19 protein-coding genes are annotated in these 18,014 nt (G+C 70.3%); 12 read left to right on the top strand and 7 right to left on the bottom strand.

Annotation, left to right across the window (positions count from 1 at the left end):
- The first annotated feature begins 68 nt into the window (after positions 1-68).
- Positions 69-452, top strand: a complete 384-nt coding sequence (locus ACSQ1L_RS11035) for a hypothetical protein (protein ID WP_435994791.1) — start codon at positions 69-71, stop codon at positions 450-452.
- Here ACSQ1L_RS11035 and ACSQ1L_RS11030 read toward each other — a convergent pair.
- From ACSQ1L_RS11030 to ACSQ1L_RS11020, 3 genes are all read right to left on the bottom strand, one after another.
- Positions 449-1,375, bottom strand: a complete 927-nt coding sequence (locus tag ACSQ1L_RS11030; RefSeq protein ID WP_435994790.1) for a hypothetical protein — start codon at positions 1,373-1,375, stop codon at positions 449-451. The two genes, ACSQ1L_RS11035 and ACSQ1L_RS11030, sit on opposite strands and share 4 nt — an antisense overlap.
- 111 nt (positions 1,376-1,486) lie before the next feature.
- Entirely contained in the window at positions 1,487-2,254 is a 768-nt protein-coding gene (locus tag ACSQ1L_RS11025; protein WP_435994819.1) for an ABC transporter permease, read from the bottom strand.
- A 5-nt stretch (positions 2,255-2,259) separates the two neighbouring features.
- Positions 2,260-3,198 (bottom strand): ABC transporter ATP-binding protein, encoded by a 939-nt coding sequence (locus tag ACSQ1L_RS11020; RefSeq protein ID WP_435994789.1) that lies wholly within the window; start codon positions 3,196-3,198, stop codon positions 2,260-2,262.
- A gap of 176 nt (positions 3,199-3,374) precedes the next feature.
- Between ACSQ1L_RS11020 and ACSQ1L_RS11015 the strand changes: the two genes are divergently transcribed.
- Together ACSQ1L_RS11015 and ACSQ1L_RS11010 are read left to right on the top strand one after the other, a co-directional pair.
- A complete protein-coding gene (locus ACSQ1L_RS11015) occupies positions 3,375-4,208 on the top strand; it encodes a DUF1206 domain-containing protein (RefSeq protein WP_435994788.1) in 834 nt (277 codons plus the stop codon).
- A 104-nt stretch (positions 4,209-4,312) separates the two neighbouring features.
- Positions 4,313-5,626, top strand: a complete 1,314-nt coding sequence (locus ACSQ1L_RS11010) for a PQQ-dependent sugar dehydrogenase (RefSeq protein ID WP_435994787.1) — start codon at positions 4,313-4,315, stop codon at positions 5,624-5,626.
- 54 nt (positions 5,627-5,680) lie between these two features.
- On the opposite strand, the gene ACSQ1L_RS11005 is transcribed toward ACSQ1L_RS11010, so the two are convergent.
- A complete protein-coding gene (locus ACSQ1L_RS11005) occupies positions 5,681-6,211 on the bottom strand; it encodes a hypothetical protein (protein WP_435994786.1) in 531 nt (176 codons plus the stop codon).
- Between the two features lie 351 nt (positions 6,212-6,562).
- On the opposite strand from ACSQ1L_RS11005, the gene ACSQ1L_RS11000 reads away from it, so the two are divergent.
- From ACSQ1L_RS11000 to ACSQ1L_RS10965, 8 genes are all read left to right on the top strand, one after another.
- Positions 6,563-8,362: a long-chain-acyl-CoA synthetase gene (locus ACSQ1L_RS11000; protein ID WP_435994785.1), complete on the top strand. Its 1,800-nt coding sequence runs from the start codon at positions 6,563-6,565 to the stop codon at positions 8,360-8,362.
- A gap of 72 nt (positions 8,363-8,434) precedes the next feature.
- A complete protein-coding gene (motA, locus tag ACSQ1L_RS10995; protein ID WP_435994784.1) occupies positions 8,435-9,304 on the top strand; it encodes a flagellar motor stator protein MotA in 870 nt (289 codons plus the stop codon).
- A 142-nt stretch (positions 9,305-9,446) separates the two neighbouring features.
- A complete protein-coding gene (locus ACSQ1L_RS10990; protein ID WP_435994783.1) occupies positions 9,447-9,725 on the top strand; it encodes a hypothetical protein in 279 nt (92 codons plus the stop codon).
- A gap of 174 nt (positions 9,726-9,899) precedes the next feature.
- The gene (locus ACSQ1L_RS10985; protein ID WP_435994782.1) at positions 9,900-10,130 is read left to right on the top strand and encodes a hypothetical protein; all 231 of its coding nucleotides are present in this window, start codon (positions 9,900-9,902) and stop codon (positions 10,128-10,130) included.
- Positions 10,131-10,306: 176 nt separating this feature from the next.
- A complete protein-coding gene (locus ACSQ1L_RS10980) occupies positions 10,307-10,558 on the top strand; it encodes a hypothetical protein (RefSeq protein WP_435994781.1) in 252 nt (83 codons plus the stop codon).
- 88 nt (positions 10,559-10,646) lie between these two features.
- Complete coding sequence (gene mnmC / locus ACSQ1L_RS10975) at positions 10,647-12,500, top strand: FAD-dependent 5-carboxymethylaminomethyl-2-thiouridine(34) oxidoreductase MnmC (RefSeq protein ID WP_435994780.1); 1,854 nt, start codon at positions 10,647-10,649, stop codon at positions 12,498-12,500.
- Positions 12,497-12,916: a DUF6491 family protein gene (locus ACSQ1L_RS10970; protein WP_435994779.1), complete on the top strand. Its 420-nt coding sequence runs from the start codon at positions 12,497-12,499 to the stop codon at positions 12,914-12,916. Before mnmC ends, ACSQ1L_RS10970 begins: the two co-directional genes overlap by 4 nt.
- Positions 12,913-13,335 (top strand): DUF6491 family protein, encoded by a 423-nt coding sequence (locus ACSQ1L_RS10965; RefSeq protein ID WP_435994778.1) that lies wholly within the window; start codon positions 12,913-12,915, stop codon positions 13,333-13,335. The genes ACSQ1L_RS10970 and ACSQ1L_RS10965 overlap by 4 nt, the downstream gene beginning before the upstream one ends.
- 1 nt (position 13,336) lies before the next feature.
- Here ACSQ1L_RS10965 and scpA read toward each other — a convergent pair whose 3' ends face one another.
- Positions 13,337-15,478 carry a methylmalonyl-CoA mutase gene (gene scpA / locus ACSQ1L_RS10960; RefSeq protein ID WP_435994777.1) on the bottom strand — a complete coding sequence of 714 codons (2,142 nt, stop codon included), beginning with the start codon at positions 15,476-15,478 and terminating at the stop codon, positions 13,337-13,339.
- Positions 15,475-16,863 carry a methylmalonyl-CoA mutase family protein gene (locus ACSQ1L_RS10955; RefSeq protein WP_435994776.1) on the bottom strand — a complete coding sequence of 463 codons (1,389 nt, stop codon included), beginning with the start codon at positions 16,861-16,863 and terminating at the stop codon, positions 15,475-15,477. The genes scpA and ACSQ1L_RS10955 overlap by 4 nt, the downstream gene beginning before the upstream one ends.
- A 139-nt stretch (positions 16,864-17,002) precedes the next feature.
- On the opposite strand from ACSQ1L_RS10955, the gene ACSQ1L_RS10950 reads away from it, so the two are divergent.
- Complete coding sequence (locus ACSQ1L_RS10950; RefSeq protein ID WP_435994775.1) at positions 17,003-17,704, top strand: glutathione S-transferase N-terminal domain-containing protein; 702 nt, start codon at positions 17,003-17,005, stop codon at positions 17,702-17,704.
- Position 17,705: 1 nt separating this feature from the next.
- Here the strand turns inward: ACSQ1L_RS10950 and ACSQ1L_RS10945 are convergent, their stop codons facing one another.
- Complete coding sequence (locus ACSQ1L_RS10945) at positions 17,706-18,011, bottom strand: hypothetical protein (RefSeq protein WP_435994774.1); 306 nt, start codon at positions 18,009-18,011, stop codon at positions 17,706-17,708.
- Between the last annotated feature and the right edge of the window lie 3 nt (positions 18,012-18,014).

Genomic DNA, 18,014 nt, shown 5'->3' with positions numbered 1-18,014 from the left:
CCTGCGCCGCAACCCCTCGTTAATCGGCGCAGCGCACGCTTGAGCTTGTCCACCTCCGGAGCGGCGTGATGTCGACCATCCAGACCTCCACCTATCGCCGTCAGCGCGATCATTTCGAGCCGCAGGACGCCGACCCGCAGGAGCAGCGGCGGCTGCGCGGCCTGCTCGAGCAGATCGACTATTCGGCCTTCGTGGCCAATCGTGAGGTGATCGCCGCCGCCCTTCCCGGACTGGACGCCCAGGTGTTCCAGCGGCTGGCGGTCCAGACGGCGGCCGCCCGCGCCAAATGGGTCGGCGAAGCCCTGCGCCAGAGCGAATCGGGCGCGCCCTCGACGGTCGACCAGATCGCCCGGCTGACCTCGGCCCGCACGGCCTATGAGGAATTGGCCGAGGCCTATGAGGGCCTGCGCCGCATGGTCGAGCGCGGCTATCTGGCGATCAAGACCGCCTAGGCTCCGGGCGTCAGCGGCTGCGGCCGGGTCGCGATCGGCGCGTCCGGATCGGCCGGTGGGCGTTCGGCCGTGGTCGGCGGCGGGCCGGCCGGCGCGGCCGGAACGATCTCGATCCGCGGCGCGGTCGCCGCCGGCGCCACGGCCGGCGTCGTGGCGGCGGGCGTCGGCGCTTCGTACGGAACAGGGGCGGACGGCTGCACCGACGCGGGCTGGAGCGCGGGGCGGGTCGCGGCCGGACGCTCGGCCGTCGGGGGCGCGGCGCGGACCGGAGAGGGAGCCGCCACGGAAACCGCCTCGACGAGCGGCTGTTCAGGGAGGGGGACAGCCTCGACGGCGGAGGCGATCTCGATTGGCGCGGGAGTCGGGACGGACGCCTCCGTAGACGGGGCCGGCGGGGGCGAAGCGGCGGGCGGCTGCGTCAGCATCCATCCGCCGACGGCGAGGGCCGCGAGCACCACCGCGGCCGCTCCGGCATAGAGGGGCGCGCGGCCGACGGAGCGCCGGCGCGTGGCGGCCGGAGCCGGCGTCGGAGCCGTCGCCGGACGGGCGGGGGCCTCGACCGAGGCCGCGGTCGGGCGCCGGGGTTCGGCGATATCCGGAAGCGGCGCGAGCGGCCGCACAGCCAGATCGGGCTCGGAGGCCGGGCGACGGGCGGGCGGCTCCGCCAGGGGTGCGGCGGGCTTGGGCGTCGGTGCGCGCTCGGGGGCCGGGCCCGCGCGCGGGATCAACGACCCGCTCAGAATGGCGCCCCGGGGCGAGGGGGCCGGGGCGGCCTTCGGCGGCTCCGGCAGCGGCGGGAGACGCTCGCCCTTCGGCAGCGGGCCGGCCCGGAACACGGTCGCCGGGGGGCGGCCCCAGGTCACCGGGCGGCGGGCGAAGGGGGCGGGCGAACCGTTCGGGGACTGGTTGTCGTCGGTGGGCATGAACTCTCCCGCGCCGGCGAGGCGCGCTTCAGAAACGCGAAGACCGGGCCAGATTGCGGAGCGATCTGGCCCGTTTCGTGACGCCAGCCTGACGATCAGGGTTCTTCAATACTAGTTTTTCAGCCGATATCCGGTCCGGAACATCCAGCCGACCACCCCCAGGCAGATCAGGAAGAAGCCCAGCGTCGCCGCGAGGCTGATCCCGATGCCCACGTCGCCGCTGCCGAAGAAGGTCCAGCGGAATCCGGAGATCAGATAGACGACCGGATTGAACAGGGTCACGGTCCGCCACGCCTCCGGCAGCATGTCGATCGAATAGAACGACCCGCCGAGGAAGGTCAGCGGCGTCACCACCAGCATCGGGATCATCTGCAGCTGTTCGAAACCGTTGGCCCAGATGCCGATGATGAAGCCGAACAGGCTGAAGGTCGTCGAGATCAGGATCAGGAAGGCCAGCATCTCGACCGGATGCAGGATGTTCAGGGGCACGAACAGCGCCGCCGTGGCGAGGATGATCAGCCCCAGCACCGCCGACTTGGTCGCCGCCGCCCCGACATAGGCGATGACGATCTCGAGCGGCGACACCGGCGCCGACAGCAGCTCGTAGATGGTGCCGGTGAATTTGGGGAAGTAGATGCCGAACGAGGCGTTGAAGATCGACTGGGTGAACAGGCTCAGCATGATCAGGCCCGGCACGATGAAGGCGCCGTAGGGCACCCCGTCGATCTCGGTCATGCGGCTGCCGATGGCCGAGCCGAAGACCACGAAATACAGGGCCGTGGTGATCACCGGGGTGACGATGCTCTGCCACACCGTCCGCAGGGCGCGCGCCATCTCAAATTTGTAGATGGCCCAGACGCCATAGCCGTTGAAGGTCAGGCTGTTCATGCGGCCGCTCCCTTGTCGCGGTGGACCAGGCTGACGAAGATATCCTCCAGTGAGCTCTGGCTGGTGTTCAGGTCCTTGAAGGCGATCCCCAGGTCGCTGAGCTTGCGCAGCAGCGACGGCACGCCCGTCTTCTCCTGATTGGAATCGAAGACGTATTCGAGTTCGTGTCCCTCGGCCTTGAGCGTCACGTTCCATTCGACCAGGTCCGCCGGCACGGCGTCCAGCGGGTCCTGCAGGTTCAGGGTCAGGGTCTTCTTGCCCAGCTTCTTCATCAGGGCGGTCTTCTCCTCGACCAGGATCAGTTCGCCCTTGAGGATCACCCCGACCCGGTCGGCCATCTCCTCGGCCTCCTCGATGTAGTGGGTGGTCAGGATGATGGTGACGCCGCTCTCGCGCAGGCGGCGGACCAGGTTCCACATGTCGCGGCGCAGCTCGACGTCGACGCCGGCGGTCGGCTCGTCGAGGAACAGGATGTCGGGCTCGTGGCTCAGCGCCTTGGCGATCATCACCCGACGCTTCATGCCCCCGGACAGGGTCATGATCTTGTCGTTGCGCTTCTCCCACAGCGACAGCTCGCGCAGGACGCTCTCGATATGGGCGGGATTCGGCGCCTTGCCGAACAGGCCGCGGCTGAAGGTCACCGTGGCCATCACCGTCTCGAAGGCGTCGGTGGTCAGCTCCTGCGGCACCAGGCCGATCTTTTCGCGCGCCCGGCGGTAGTCGGACTGGATGTCATGGCCGTCGGCGATGATCGTGCCCGTGGTCGGGGTGACGATGCCGCACACCACCGAGATCAGCGTGGTCTTGCCCGCGCCGTTCGGACCCAGAAGCGCGAAGATCTCGCCCTTGCCGATGGTCAGATTGATGGGTTTGAGGGCCTGGAGGCCCGACTTGTAGGTCTTGGTCAGACCGTCGATGGAGATCACAGGCTGCATGCGCGCCCTCCCTGAGCGCGCAGCAGATATGCGTCCGCCTGCCGCACCTCAAGGCCGGAGCGAAGATAGCGGAGCCATATTTCACTCCAGGGGTTACGCACGCCGTGCCGAACGCCCTCGCCTCCCTCCGTCACAGTCTCGCGCGTCTCGGCGACATGGGGCGTCGACGGTCGCCCTTGCTGCGGCGCGTTCCGCCGCTGCACGACCTGGTCGAACTGGCGGCGCGGATCGGCTACGGCGCCCGGGGCTTCGTCTATCTGTCGGTCGGCGTGCTGATCCTGCTGGCGGCGGTCGATCTGATCGGCGACGCGGTCGGCACGAAGGGCGCGCTGGCCTGGCTGGCGCAGAGGCCGCTCGGCCGGTTGTGGGCCTTCCTGATCGGGCTGGGCCTCGCCGCCTTCGTGATGTGGCGGGTCCTGCAGGCCGTGTTCGACGCCGATCATGAAGGCGTGTCATGGCGAGCGCTGGGCACGCGCCTGAGCCAGATGTTCAGCGGCCTGAGCTACGCCGCCCTGGCCGTCGCCGCCTTCGGCCTCATGGCGGGGACGCCGGCCGATCCCGCCAGCGAGGGAGTGACCCGGAGCCAGAGCCAAGCCGCGGCCGTCCTCGACCTGCCGCTGGGCCAGTGGCTGCTCGTCGCCGGCGGCCTGACGATCTTCGGCATCGGCGTGAGCAATATCGTCAAGGCCTGGCGGGAGGATTTCACCGAGTACCTGGCCTGTTCGGCCCGGCTGTGCCGGCGCGTCGCACCGCTGGCGCGGGCGGGACACGTCGCCCGCGGCCTGGCCTATCTGCCGCTCGCGAGTCTCGTCGTCCTCGCCGGTCTCGACGCGCGCGCGTCCGAAGTCACCAGTTTCGGATCGGCGCTGGACGCGGTGGAACGCCAGCCGGCCGGACCGTGGATTCTGGCCCTGGCGGCGTTGGGGTTCGTCGCTTTCGGGGCCTTCTCATTCGTCGAGGCGCGGTTCCGGCGCATCCGACCGCCGCGCGAACTCAAGGCCCCTCTCTGAGCCGCAGGGCTGCACGGGCCGGTCGCGTCGTCGGTCGGGGAGGCGTAGACTGATCCGTCCGCCGTTTCCCGCGTTCTGATCTCCGTCATCTTGTGGAGGCCGCCATGGCGCGCCTGAAGCCGATCACCGCAACCCTCGTCCTGCTTACGCTTGCCGGGTGCGGCGGCGGCGAGGCCCTCGATCCCATGGCCGGCTTCGGGCCCAACCCGGTGCTGCCGGAGCCGCAGCGCTCCCTCATCCCGGTGGTCCATGTCGCCGAGGCCGTGGGCTGGCCGGCGGGGCGGACCCCGACACCCGCTGCCGGATTCAGGGTGCAGGCCTTCGCGTCCGGACTGGATCATCCCCGCTGGCTCCACCGCCTGCCCAACGGCGACATCCTGGTGGCCGAGACCAACGCCCCGCCCAAGCCGGAGGGCACGGAGGACGGCGGCATCCGCGCCTTCTTCCAGAACCTTTTCATGAAGAAGGCGGGGGCCGAGGTCCCCAGCGCCAACCGCATCACCCTGCTGCGCGACGCCGACGGCGACGGCGTGGCCGAGACGAAGACGGCGTTTCTCGAGAACCTGATGTCGCCGTTCGGCATGGCCCTGGTGGGAGACACCCTCTACGTCGCCAATGCCGACGCCGTCGTCGCCTTCCCCTACCGGACCGGCGAGACCCGGATCACGGCCGCGCCGCGCCGGGTCGCCGACCTGCCCGCCGGCCGCAACCACCACTGGACGAAGAGCCTGGTGGCCAGCCCGGACGGGTCGCGCCTCTATGTCGGGGTCGGCTCGAACTCCAACGTCGGCGAGAACGGGCTGGACGAGGAGGTCGACCGGGCCGCGATCCTCGAGATCGACCCGGCGACGGGCGCGCGCCGCGTCTTCGCCTCGGGCCTGCGCAACCCCGTCGGCCTGGCCTGGCAGCCGGACAGCGGCCGGCTCTGGGTCTCCGTCAATGAACGGGACGAGCTCGGCAACGACCTGGTTCCCGACTACATGACCTCGGTGACGCCGGGCGGCTTCTACGGCTGGCCGTGGAGCTATTACGGCCAGATCGTCGACGACCGGGTCGAGCCGCCCAACCCGGCCATGGTGGCCCGGGCCATAAAGCCGGACTACGCCCTGGGCGCCCACACCGCCTCGCTGGGGCTGACCTTCGGCGAGGGCGAGCTGTTTCCGGCCCGCTATCGGGGCGGGGCCTTCGTCGGCCAGCACGGCTCGTGGAACCGCAATCCGCGCAACGGCTATGAGGTCATCTTCGTGCCGTTCGTGAACGGCGTCCCGGCCGGACCGCCGGAGGATATCCTGTCCGGCTTTCTCGACGACCAGGATCAGGCCATGGGCCGGCCGGTCGGCGTCCAGTTCGACGCGCGCGGGGCCCTGCTGGTGGCGGACGACGTGGGCAACGTCATCTGGCGGGTGTCGCCCGCCTGACAGGCGAAGCCCCGGCGAAGCGATCCGCCGGGGCTCGTCCATTCAGGCTTCGGATCAGTCCGCCGGCTGGATCACGATGACCGGCGTCTGACCGGGCGCCGGCGTGGTGTTCAGGGTCGCCGTATAGGGCTGCGGGCTCACCGGTTCGACCGGGGCCACGACGCGGGGCGTGGGCGCCCGCGCCGGGGTGGCGGTCCGGACCGGAGCGACCCGGCGGGTGGGAGCTGGCGCGGTGCGGCGGACCACGGGCGCCGGCGCGGGCGGGGTCTCGGCCGCCGGGGCGGCTTCGACGGGGGCGACTTCGGCCGCCAGGGGCTGGGGCGGCAGCACGGGCGCGGTCGCGGCGGGTTCGGCCAGCGGGGCGGGAGCGGGGGCGTTGCGATCACCCATCACAAGCGCCGCGGCTGCGACGCCCAGCACCAGCACGCTGACCGGGGCGAGGATCATCCACGTCTTGACCCCGCTCTTGCGGTTCCGGACGCCGCGGCGGTTACGCGCGTAGACGGGAACGAAGGGCTCCTCGCGAACGCCTTCGATGGGAGCGTGCGGCGGCTGGGGCCGGTCATGAGGGTAGGTCAGGGTCATCACGTTCCTCCAATTCAGTGATTACCGAACCCTCTCGCCAGATCACGGTTCCGCGAACCCGTGAACGCCCCGAAGAAACACTGTTGTCGACACAGTTTCGCCCGCCAGGGTCCAGCTTTGTGGCGAACCTCTACTCTTCGCATTCAGCCAGATGCTCTCGGCAGCGGGCGTCGCCTCCCGAAATGACCTTCCGGTGCTTGACGTTACGGAATAGCCGCTTCGGCGCCACGGCCCGACGTAAACCGGCGTTCGACGCCTCGCAAAGCCGCTCAGCATTCCCCCGCCGGTTGACCCGGACCGGCGGCTTGTTCATCACCATCAGAAGCGTCTTTTGGCGGAGTGGATGGGACTATGGGGCTGGTGGCGAACATCCGGCGCGACATGCGGTTCGCGAAGGGGCTGCGCCGACTGCTCAAGCGCATCAAGCCGATCGACCTCGACAGCCCGGATCTGGTCTGTGACGACTGGGAAGAGGCGGTCGACAAGTTCCCGGACCACGTGGCCATCCAGGACGATCGGGTCGCCCTGACCTATCGCGAGCTGGACGCCATGGCCAACCGGTTCGGCCACTGGGCCCAGAGCCGGCGGCTGAAGCGCGGCGACACCATCGCCCTGGTGATGCTGAACCGGGCCGAATACATCGCCGCCTGGATGGGCTTCTCCAAGGTCGGAGTGGCCACCGCCCTGATCAACACCAACCTGACCGGCCACGCCCTGGCCCACTGCCTGTCGATTTCCAACGCCTCCCAGGTGGTCACCGACGTCGAGTCGTGGCGCAAGGTCGAGGAGGCCCGCCCCTTCGCCGGCCGCAACCTGATGCTCTGGGTGCTCGGGCTCGCCGACGCCGACGAGGCCGACGAGCGCCGCGGCCTCGACAAGCCGGTCCGGGGCGGATCGTCGGTGCGCCCGGCCCGCTCGGTGCGTTCGGGTCTGACCAACCGCGACACGGCCCTGTACATCTACACCTCGGGCACCACCGGCATGCCCAAGGCCGCCAAGGTCACCCACGCCCGCGCCCGCACCTATATACGCGCCTTCGCCGGGGCCACGGCGGCGACGGACAAGGACGTCACCTTCAACGTTCTGCCGCTCTATCACTCCACCGGCGGTCTCGTCGGCATCGGTCCGGCCCTGCTCAACGGCGGCAAGCTGGTGCTGCGCAAGCGCTTCTCGGCCTCGAACTTCTGGCCAGACGTGAAGGCGTCGGGCGCGACCCTGTTCGTCTACATCGGCGAGCTGTGCCGCTATCTGGTCAATTGTCCGGAGAATCCCGATGAGCGGGCGCACAAGCTGCGGCTGGCCTTCGGCAACGGCCTGCGCCCCGATGTGTGGGCCGACTTCCAGACCCGCTTCGCCGTCCCCGAAATCCTCGAGTTCTACGGCTCGACCGAAGGCAACGTCTCGCTGTTCAATTTCGACGGCAAGCCGGGGGCCATCGGCCGCGCGCCCGGCTTCCTGAAGAAGCAGATCAATTTCCGCCTCGTGCGCTTCGATATCGACAGCGAGGAGCCGGTGCGCGGTCCCGACGGCCTGTGCCAGCCGGTCAGGGCGGGCGAGGTCGGCGAGGCCATCGGCCGGATCGGCGACGACACCCGCCACGCCTTCACCGGCTACGCCGACAAGACCGCCTCGGAAAAGAAGATCCTGCGCGACGTCTTCGTGCGCGGCGACCGCTGGTTCCGCACCGGAGACCTGATGAAGCAGGACTCCGAGGGCTACGTCTATTTCATCGACCGGATCGGCGACACCTATCGCTGGAAGGGCGAGAACGTCTCAACGGCCGAGGTCGAACAGCGGCTGGCCGACGCACCCGGCGTCCGGGAGGTCATCGCCTACGGCGTGCCGGTGCCGGGCCACGACGGCAAGGCCGGCATGGCCGCCCTGGTCATCGACGGCCGCTTCGGGGCCCGGGCCTTCGCCGACTGGGTTGACCAGGAACTGCCGGTCTACGCCCGGCCGGCCTTCCTGCGCATCATCAAGTCCGCCGACACCACCGGCACCTTCAAATACCGCAAGATGGACCTTGTCGCCGACGGCTTCGATCCCGCCCGGGTGGACGGGCCGATCTACGTGCGGGGCGGCAAGAGCGGCTACACCAAGCTGAGCGACGCGGCGCGGCAAGCGATTCTGGGCGGCGAGACGCGACTCTAGGCGCGGATGCAACCGGGCCTTAATGTTTAACGGCGAAGGTCTGCGTCTCGCGCGCAGGACTACCGCCCCTCCATGTTCCAGATAATCGGCATCGTGCTGCTGTTCGGCCTCGTGTTCGGCAGCTACATCATCTCCGGCGGCAAGTTCGAGGTGATCCTGCACGCCCTGCCGCACGAGATGATGGCCATCGGCGGCGCGGGCCTCGCCGCCTTCCTGATCTCCAACAGCGTCCCGGTGCTGAAGTCGACGATGAGCGGCCTGGGCAAGACCTTCGCGGGCCCGAAGTGGAAGAAGCAGGACTATACCGACCTGCTCTCTTTGCTGTTCCAACTGACCAAGACGATGAAGTCCAAGGGCGTCATCGCCCTGGAGAGCCACATCGAGAAGCCGGCCGAAAGCCCCATCTTCCAGAAATACCCCAAGGTGCTGAAGGACCATTTCGCCACCGACTTCATCTGCGACACCCTGCGCATGATGACCATGAACCTCGAGGATCCGCACCAGATCGAGAGCGCCATGGAAAAGCAGCTGGAGAAGCATCACCACGAGGCGCTCGGCGCCCCGCATGCCCTGCAGCAGCTGGCCGACGCCCTGCCGGCGCTGGGCATCGTCGCCGCCGTGCTGGGGGTCATCAAGACCATGGGCGCAATCACCGAGCCGCCCGCCATCCTCGGCGGCATGATCGGCGGCGCCCTGGTCGGCACCTTCCTCGGCGTCTTCCTGGCCTATGGCCTGGTCGGCCCTCTGGCGGCGCGGCTGAAGGCGATCGTCGACGAGGAGTCCGCCTTCTACAAGATCATCCAGTCGGTGCTCGTCGCCCACCTGCACGGCAATGCGGCGCAGATCTCGGTCGAAATCGGCCGCGGCGACATCCCGTCCTCGGCCCAGCCGTCCTTCCTCGAGCTGGAAGAGTCGCTGCAGGGCGCGCCCAGCGAGGCCTGACGACCCGCGGGTCACGGGACCATCACGCGCCCTCACCAACCATCACGGTTTCGGGAACAGCGGATGGCCCCGCCGGTTACCCGCGCGACCGATCGTGGGAGCGGGCGGCTGTTTCGCCCGGCGATCGCTCGGAGGAACACGCATGAAGCTGATGATCATCACCGCCGCAGCCCTCGGGGCCCTGACGCTGACCGCCTGCACCCAGGCGGAGGACACCACCGCCGAGGACGCCACGATGGCGGGCGAGGCCGCTACAACGACCGCGCCCGCGACCGATGGGGCCATGGCTCCGGCGGACGGCGCGACGCCAGACGCGACGACCTATCCCGACGCCACGACTCCGCCGGGCGAGACGCCGCCGACCCTCCCGCCCGAGAACGCCACCACCTCGCCGGCGACGACATCGCCGCCGCCGATGTAGGCTTTCAGGCGATGGATCACGAAAGGGGACTGTCGCCGCAGTCCCCTTTTTCGTGCGACATGACGACAGTTCACGAACGCGTGAGAATTTCGCTTGCGTATCGGCTCACGAACCCGTTATCTCGGACCTGCGAGGATTCATGACCTCGTTGACCCTTCTGAAGGAAGAAACACCATGCGCATCGTTGCTCTGATCGCCGCCTCGGCCGCCGCTCTGGCCCTGGCCGCCTGCCAACCCGCCGAGAAGACCGAAGAAGCCCCGGCTGCCGAAGCCACCGTCGAAGCCCCGGCTGCTGACGCCGCGATGGCCCCGGCCGCCGACGCGACCGCCCCGGCCGCCGACGCCGCCGCCACCACCGAGGCCCCGGCTGCCGAAGCCGCCGCCGAAGCTCCGGCCGCTCAGTAATATCTGGGTTGCGGACCTTCGGGTCCGTTCGGAAAGGGTCGCCCTCACGGGCGGCCCTTTTTCGTTGCGCGGCGCGGACCGTGGAGCTTGCGCCAAATTCACTTGCGGCTTCGGTCCGACCGTCGGTATCTCGGAGCGTCGGGACACTGTCGTCCGTTCGAACGAAGGATCTCCCCATGCGCATCGTCGCCCTGATCGCCGCCTCGGCCGCCGCCCTGGCCCTGGCCGCCTGTAACAACAACGCCGAAGAGAAGGCCCCGGAAGCCGCGTCCGAAGCCGCCGAGGCGTCCGGCATCGCCGACCAGTCCGCCGTCACGGTGACCGAGGAACAGGCCGCCGCCGACGCCAAGGCCGCCGCCGACGCCGCCGCGGCGTCGGAAATGGCGCAGGCCGAGCCTGCCCCGGCCACGCCTGTCGAAGGTCACTGACGCCGTCCGGCGATCGAAGCCGAACACGGGGGCCGTTCGAAAGGACGGCCCCTTTTCGTCGCTCCCTTCCCGGGCTACGGCCCGCGGCATGACTGACGACCGTTCGCCCCGACTGGTCTGGACCGAGGACGGCGCGCCGCGCTCAGGCCGCTTCGACGACGTCTATTTCTCGCGCGAGGACGGCTTGGCCGAGAGCCGGGCGGTCTTTCTCGCCGGCTGCGGCCTGCCCGAGGCATGGCGCGGCCGCGGGCGCTTCACCGTCGCCGAACTGGGCTTCGGCACCGGCCTCAACATCGCCGCCCTGCTGGATCTGTGGCGCCGCGAAGGCCCGGCGGAGGGCCGGCTGCACATCTTTTCCGTCGAAGGTTTCCCGCTCGGTCACGACGAGGCGGCCCGGGCGCTGGAAGCCTGGCCGGAACTGGCCGAGCCCGTTCGGGCCCTGCTGGACGTGTGGCCGCCCCCGACCCCGGGCTTTCACCGCATCGACCTGCCCGGGTTCAACGCCACGCTCGATCTCGCGGTCGGCGAGGCCGCCTGGGCCCTGTCGCAGTGGTCGGGCCGCGCCGACGCCTGGTTCCTCGACGGCTTTGCGCCCTCGACCAATCCGGAGATGTGGTCGGACGCGGTGCTGGACGGCGTGGCGGCCCGCTCGGCGGCGGGCGCCCGGGTCGCAACCTTCACCGTGGCCGGCGCGGTGCGGCGGGGTCTGTCGGAGCGGGGCTTCGCCGTCGAGAAACGGCCCGGTCACGGAAGGAAGCGCGAGCGGCTGGAGGCGCGCCTGCCGGGCGCCCGCGAGGCCGAAGCCGCGCCCGCCGTGGCGATCATCGGCGCGGGTATCGCCGGAGCCGCCCTGGCCAAGGCGTTCGCCGCCCTTGGCCTGACCTGCACGGTTGTCGAGGAAAGCCGCCCCGGCGCCGGCGGCTCGGGCTTTCCGTCGGCCCTGGTCACGCCCCGGCTGGACGCGGGAGACACAGGCATCGCGACCCTCTACGCCCAGGCCCTGTCCCGCGCTCGCGCCCTCTACGCGGCGGTTCCTCGCGCCATTCTCGCGGAGGGGGTGCTGCAGCTGGAACAGACGGCGCGGGACGTCGGCCGCTTCGCCAAGATCGCCGCCCAGGACATCTGGCCGGACGGGGCGATGGCGCCGCTGGACGACTCCGCCTGCGCCGGGCGGTTGGGCGAGCCCGTGGAAACCGGCGGCCTGCTCATGCGCGACGCCCTCGCCCTTGATCCACGTCCGGTGCTCGATATCTGGCTCGCCGAAGCCAATCGGACGACGGCGAGCGTGGCGCGGCTGGAGCCGGCCCCCGGCGGCTGGCGGCTGCTCGACCGGTCCGGCGAGCCAATCCTCGAGGCCGCGATCGTGGTGGTCGCCGCCGGCTGGGGCGCCGCCGCCCTCGTCCCCGACCTGCCGCTAGGCCCGGTGCGCGGCCAGGCCGACTGGGTCGAAGGGGTCGCGAGCGCGCCCGCCGCCTGGGGCGGCTATGCGACGCCGACCGCCACGGGCTTGCTGTTCGGGGCGACCCATGATCGGGGCGACACGTCGGTAGAGGCCGATTCCGGGTCGGCGGCGCGCAATCTCCGGACCCTCGGCGCGCGCCTGCCGCAGTTGGCCGCGCGGGTCGCCGCCGCGGGGCCGGCCCGCGGCCGCGCCGCCGTCCGGGCCACGACGCCGGACCGGCTGCCCTTGGCGGGCGCGCTGGCTCCGGGCCTGTTCGTCCTGAGCGGACTCGGCTCGCGCGGCTTCTGCGCCGCGCCCCTGCTGGCCGAGCACGTCGCCGCCCTGACGATCGACATTCCCTCGCCGCTCCCGGCGGCTCTGGCGAAGCGCGTCGAGCCGAACCGATTCGTGATGTCCACCCCTCTTGCGAAACCTTCGCAGGGGGTGGACGCTGACGGCGCGGCAGGCGTGCGCGCCGCGCCGAACGGAGATCGATCATGACCCGTCTCGTTTCATCCGCCGCCGTCGCGGCCATAACCGCCCTGGCTGCCTCCTGCGCCCCCGTCGACGGCGCCGCGTCCGGCGCCGGCGCTTCCGCCCGAGCGGAACGCCAGTGCTTCAACACCGAGCAGGTGCGTAACTTCCGGCAGGGCGAGACCGGCCGACTCTACGTCCGGGCCTTGCAGGACCAGGTCTTCGAACTGAACACGTCCGGCGGCTGCATGGATCTGGACATCGCCCACCGGTTGACCATCACGGCCGACCCGCCCTTGGGCGGAAGCCGCATCTGCACGGGCGACTGGGCGCGGATCACCCTGCCCGGCTCGGCGGCGCCCAGCGTCATGTGCCGCGCGCGGGTGGATCGTGCGCTGACCGCCGAAGAGGTCGCGGCCCTGCCTGACGCCCACAGGCCGTGAGGCCGGGGAGTCCCAGGTCCCGATCGATCGCCGTCGTCGCCGTCGCCGCGCTGGCGCTCGGCGCCGTCGCGCCCGCGCCGCCGACCACGCCGGCCGACGAAGGATCGACGGAGCGGCAGTGCTTCCGGCCGCAGACGGTGCGCAACTATCGGACCGACCACGACACGACAGTCTATGTCCGCGACCTGCGGGGCCAGGTGTTCGAGTTGCAGACGACCGGATGCCGCGGCCTGTCGGCCTCGCGAACCCTCGGAATTTTGGCGCAGACCGGCGGCAGGGCCTGCGTCGGCGATTCCGTGACCGTGTCCACGGCCGGTCCCTCGCTTATGGGCGAGAACAACTCGGTCTGCTCGGCGCGGGTCACCCGCAAGCTCAGCGAAGCCGGGGTCGAGGCCCTGCCGTCGCGCCTGCGCCCCTGACTCAGGCTTTCTGGGCGTAGCCGAGGCGCTGGTTCAGCTTTTCGATCAGGTCGATGGCGGTGTCGGCGATGATCGAGCCGGGCGGGTAGACCGCCGCCGCGCCCATGTTGATCAGGGTCTGGACGTCCGACGGCGGTATCACCCCGCCGACCACGATCATGATGTCCGGGCGGCCGAGCTTCTCCAGCTCGGCCTTCAGCTCGGGCACGAGGGTCAGGTGGCCCGCCGCCAGCGATGACGCGCCCACCGCATGCACGCCGCGCGTCACCGCCTCCTTCGCGGCCTCGGCCGGGGTCTGGAACAGCGAACCCGCCGTGGCCTCGAAGCCGAGATCGCCATAGGCGGTGGCGATGACCTTCTGGCCCCGGTCGTGGCCGTCCTGGCCCAGCTTGGCGATCAGGATGCGGGGCGGTCCGCCGTCGTTCTCCACGAAGGCGGCGACCATGCCGCGGGCGCGGGCGATCTTCGGATCGTCGCCGGCCTCCTTCGCATAGACGCCCGAGACCGTCTTCACCGTGGCCACGTGGCGGCCGAAGGCGGCTTCCAGCGCGTCGGAGATCTCGCCGACGGTGGCGTAGGCGCGGGCGGCCTCGACCGACAGCTGCAGCAGGTTGGCGTTCCCGCGCGCGCCTTCGGTCAGGGCGTCGAGCGCGGCCTGCGTCCTCGCCTCGTCGCGCTCGGCGCGGAGGCGCTTCAGCTTGTCCAGCTGGGACGCCAGCACGGCGGCGTTGTCGACCTTGAGCACCGGGATGTCGTCGACGTGGTCGGCGAGGTAGCGGTTCACACCGACCACGGTCTGCTGGCCGGTGTCGATGCGGGCCTGGGTCTTCGCCGCCGACTCTTCGATGCGCAGCTTGGGCACGCCGGCCTCGATGGCCTTGGCCATGCCGCCCAGCGCCTCGACCTCGGCCATGTGGGCGCGGGCGCGTTCGGCCAGTTCGTGGGTCAGGCGCTCGACATAGTAGCTGCCGCCCCACGGATCGATCACCTTCGTCAGCCCGGTCTCCATCTGCAGCAGCAGCTGGGTGTTGCGGGCGATGCGGGCCGAGAAGTCGGTCGGCAGGGCCAGCGCCTCGTCGAGGCTGTTGGTGTGCAGGCTCTGGGTCTGGCCGCCCGCCGCCGCCATGGCCTCGACCATGGTGCGGGAGACGTTGTTGAACACGTCCTGCGCCGCCAGCGACCAGCCGGAGGTCTGGCAGTGCGCCCGCAGCGACAGGGAGCGCGGGTCCTTGGCGCCGAATTTCGACACCGCCTCGGCCCACAGCAGGCGACCGGCGCGCAGCTTGGCCACCTCCATGAAATAGTTCATGCCGACGGCCCAGAAGAACGACAGGCGCGGCGCGAACCGGTCGATGGCCATGCCGGCCTCGACCCCGGCCTTCATGTATTCGATGCCGTCCGCCAGCGTGTAGGCCAGCTCCAGATCGGCCGAAGCCCCGGCCTCCTGCATGTGGTAGCCGCTGATCGAAATCGAGTTGAATTTCGGCGCGTGCTCGGCGGTCCAGGCGAAGATGTCCGAGATGATCCGCATGCTCGGTTCGGGCGGGTAGATGTAGGTGTTGCGGACCATGAACTCCTTGAGGATGTCGTTCTGGATGGTCCCGGTCAGGTCCTTGTGCGCGACGCCCTGCTCCTCGGCCGCCACGATATAGAGCGCCAGCACGGGCAGGACCGCGCCGTTCATGGTCATCGACACGCTCATTTTGTCGAGCGGAATGCCGTCGAACAGGGTGCGCATGTCGTAGATTGAGTCGATGGCCACGCCGGCCATGCCGACGTCGCCCTTCACCCGCGGATGGTCGCTGTCGTAGCCGCGGTGGGTGGCCAGGTCGAAGGCGATCGACAACCCCTTCTGACCCGCCTCGAGGTTGCGACGGTAGAAGGCGTTCGACGCCTCGGCGGTGGAAAAGCCGGCGTACTGGCGGATGGTCCACGGGTTGGACGCATACATCGTCGGGTACGGACCGCGGTGATAGGGCGCGATGCCGGGCAGGCCGTCGATGAAGTCCAGCCCCTCCACGGTCGAGCCGTCGTAGGCGGTCGGGACTGTCAGGCCCTCGGGGGTCTTCCATGGGTCGCGGGCCGGGCCGGCGCCGACGGGGCCGAGGTCCAGGTCGATCTTCGCGAAATCGGGGAAGCTCATCGGCCGGCCTCCTGCGCTTCGAAGGGGGCGGCGAGGCGGATCGGAGTCAGGGGCACGCAGGCGTCGCCGCCGCCTTCCGGGACGGCGAGGCGGTCGGGCTCGACCGGGGCCGGGCGGGGGTGCTGGTCGACGAATTTGGTCACCCCGACCATCTGGGCCGCGCCGCTTTGGAGCGCCGCCTCGAGCGACTGCCGGGCGCGGGCCACGCGGGGCTGGAGCAGGTGGCCGCGCAGGGCCTCGACGATGCCGCCCTCGGCTTCGATGATCCGGAACTCGGCCCAGCCGGCCTCGGCCAGTTCGCGGGTGCGGTGGTCGAGGAACCAGGACCCCGCCGCCGGATCGTCAACCCGGCCGACGTGGGCCTCTTCCATCAGCACCAGCTGGGTGTTGCGGGCCTGCCGCCGGGCGAAGGCGTCGGGGCGGCCGCTTGCCCGCGAGAAGCCGTCCAGCACAACGGCGTCCGCGCCGCCGACCGCGCCCGCGAACCCGGCGGCCGTCAGCCGGAGCAGGTTCGGCCACGGATCGCGCGCCGACAGCATCCGCCGCGAGGACCGCGCCTCAATGACGGCGGGCGTCTCCGCCCCGAAGGCCCGGCTGAGCGAACGCCACATCAGGCGCAGGGCCCGGACCTTGGCGAGGCTGTCGAAATATTCCTGGTCGGCCGCGACGCCGAGCACCACGCCCTTCAGCGCCTGTTCCGCCGTCATGCCGACCTCGACGGCGGCCTTGACCAGCGCCACGGCGTTGGCCGCCGCGAAGGCCAGTTCCTGGCCGATCGAGCCGCCCGCCTCATGGACCACACGGCCGCTGGCGAGGAAGAAGCTCGCCTCCGGATAGGCGCCGGCATGCCGGGCCGCCGTGTTGGCGGCCAGCGTCAGGTGCTCCTCCAGCGAGCGTGGAGCCTCGCCGGTTTCCGCGAAGGCCGAAACGGGATCCATGTGGAACATCAGCCGGGCCCGGGGCGAGCCCTTGGCCGCCACCGCCAGCGCATTGGCCGCTTCGGGACCGTCGAGCCCGGCGTCGAGCCCGACCGCCGCCAGTTCCAGCGCCACGCCGTCAAGCGCGCGCGCCAGCGGCTCGCTGTCGGCCAGCGCCGCGCCCTTCAGCACCACCGACGCGGCCCCGCCCTCGAGGTCGGTCAACACCGCCGCGTTGACGGTCGCCGGATCGTCGCCCTCGACGAGGCTGCGCAGGTCCCAGGGCCGGCCCTCGGCGTCCGAGGGCCTCGGCGCGAACAGCGGTTCGACGCCCGTCGCCGCCGCGTACAGCGGCCGGACCACGAGTTGGTCTGCGTCGAGGTGCAGCAGGCTTTCGAGCGGACGGTCCTTCAGCGCCTTCTCGGCGAGCGTCTTCCAGTCGGCAGGGGACGGGGTCGGAAAGGTCATGGCGTCTCCATTGCCCTCACGGGCGCGCCGGGTCCAGATCAGGAGTCCACACATCGCCGGCAGGATTGATGCGCCACCGCGACGGTTGCGGTTCAGCTTGCCTGACCTACATCGGTCAGAACCACAGCAGGAGCTTCAGATGGCCGACCTTTCCGCCTTTCCGATCACCCAGCGCTGGCCGGCGCAACATCCCGACCGGCTGCAGCTGTATTCGCTGAACACGCCCAACGGGGTGAAGGCCTCGATCATGCTGGAGGAAACCGGCCTGCCGTATGAGGCGCACCTGGTCGACATCACGAAGAACGAGACGTGGGGCCCCGAATTCCTGTCGCTGAACCCGAACGGCAAGATCCCGGCCATCATCGATCCCGACGGCCCGGGCGGAAAGCCGCTGGCCCTGTTCGAGTCGGGCGCCATCCTGTTCTATCTGGCCGAGAAGACCGGCCAGTTCCTGCCCGCCGATCCGGCGCGGCGCTACGAGACCCTGCAGTGGGTCATGTTCCAGATGGGCGGCATGGGGCCGATCTTCGGACAGGTCGGCTATTTCAACAAGTTCGCCGGCAAGGCCATCGAGGACAAGCGGCCGCTGGAGCGCTACGTCGCGGAATCGAAGCGGGTTCTCGGCGTTCTCGACGGGCGGCTGGAAGGCCGCGACTGGGTCATGGACGAGTACACCATCGCCGACATCTCGATGCTCGGCTGGGTGCGCAACCTGATCGGCTTCTACGAGGCCCGGGACCTGGTCGGGTTCGACACGCTGACGAATGTCCCGGCGTGGCTGGAGCGCGGCCTCGCCCGCCCGGCGGTGCAGCGCGGGCTGGAGATCCCGAAGAAGCCCTGATTCAGTAGCCGATGACGGTGGGCAGCGCCTGCCAGACGATGGCCACCGTCGCCACGCCGCCGCCGAGCAGGGCCAACTGATCCCCGAACCGGGTGGACGGGTCGGCGCCCCGGCGGCGGCGCGCGGCCCATCCGGTGATGGCCAGCGCCGCGAGCAGGCAGACCCCGCTGAACGCGAGGCCGGCCATCCGCCACGCCGGATCGTCGGCCCGGCTGACCACATCGGCCAGGCTGGCGATGGCGTAGACGCCCATGAAATGGACGGTCCAGACGATCAGTCCGCCCAGCATCCACGCCCAGCGCCGCATCGC

The organism is Brevundimonas sp. LjRoot202, assembly GCF_964253355.1.
In the GTDB taxonomy this organism is placed as follows: Bacteria; Pseudomonadota; Alphaproteobacteria; order Caulobacterales; family Caulobacteraceae; genus Brevundimonas.
The sequence above is the reverse complement of the archived record's forward strand: the minus strand, read 5'-3'. Positions and strand labels throughout refer to the sequence as shown.

Bases quoted from the DNA above. Each gene is read 5' to 3' on its own strand.
- ACSQ1L_RS10945 (WP_435994774.1), bottom strand. From the start codon at position 18,011: ATGCGGCGCTGGGCGTGGATGCTGGGCGGACTGATCGTCTGGACCGTC.
- ACSQ1L_RS11030 (WP_435994790.1), bottom strand. From the start codon at position 1,375: ATGCCCACCGACGACAACCAGTCCCCGAACGGTTCGCCCGCCCCCTTC.
- ACSQ1L_RS10950 (WP_435994775.1), top strand. From the start codon at position 17,003: ATGGCCGACCTTTCCGCCTTTCCGATCACCCAGCGCTGGCCGGCGCAA.
- ACSQ1L_RS11010 (WP_435994787.1), top strand. From the start codon at position 4,313: ATGGCGCGCCTGAAGCCGATCACCGCAACCCTCGTCCTGCTTACGCTT.
- ACSQ1L_RS11020 (WP_435994789.1), bottom strand. From the start codon at position 3,198: ATGCAGCCTGTGATCTCCATCGACGGTCTGACCAAGACCTACAAGTCG.
- ACSQ1L_RS10980 (WP_435994781.1), top strand. From the start codon at position 10,307: ATGCGCATCGTCGCCCTGATCGCCGCCTCGGCCGCCGCCCTGGCCCTG.
- ACSQ1L_RS10990 (WP_435994783.1), top strand. From the start codon at position 9,447: ATGAAGCTGATGATCATCACCGCCGCAGCCCTCGGGGCCCTGACGCTG.
- ACSQ1L_RS10985 (WP_435994782.1), top strand. From the start codon at position 9,900: ATGCGCATCGTTGCTCTGATCGCCGCCTCGGCCGCCGCTCTGGCCCTG.
- scpA (WP_435994777.1), bottom strand. From the start codon at position 15,478: ATGAGCTTCCCCGATTTCGCGAAGATCGACCTGGACCTCGGCCCCGTC.
- ACSQ1L_RS11005 (WP_435994786.1), bottom strand. From the start codon at position 6,211: ATGACCCTGACCTACCCTCATGACCGGCCCCAGCCGCCGCACGCTCCC.
- ACSQ1L_RS11035 (WP_435994791.1), top strand. From the start codon at position 69: ATGTCGACCATCCAGACCTCCACCTATCGCCGTCAGCGCGATCATTTC.
- ACSQ1L_RS10955 (WP_435994776.1), bottom strand. From the start codon at position 16,863: ATGACCTTTCCGACCCCGTCCCCTGCCGACTGGAAGACGCTCGCCGAG.
- mnmC (WP_435994780.1), top strand. From the start codon at position 10,647: ATGACTGACGACCGTTCGCCCCGACTGGTCTGGACCGAGGACGGCGCG.
- ACSQ1L_RS11000 (WP_435994785.1), top strand. From the start codon at position 6,563: ATGGGGCTGGTGGCGAACATCCGGCGCGACATGCGGTTCGCGAAGGGG.
- motA (WP_435994784.1), top strand. From the start codon at position 8,435: ATGTTCCAGATAATCGGCATCGTGCTGCTGTTCGGCCTCGTGTTCGGC.
- ACSQ1L_RS10970 (WP_435994779.1), top strand. From the start codon at position 12,497: ATGACCCGTCTCGTTTCATCCGCCGCCGTCGCGGCCATAACCGCCCTG.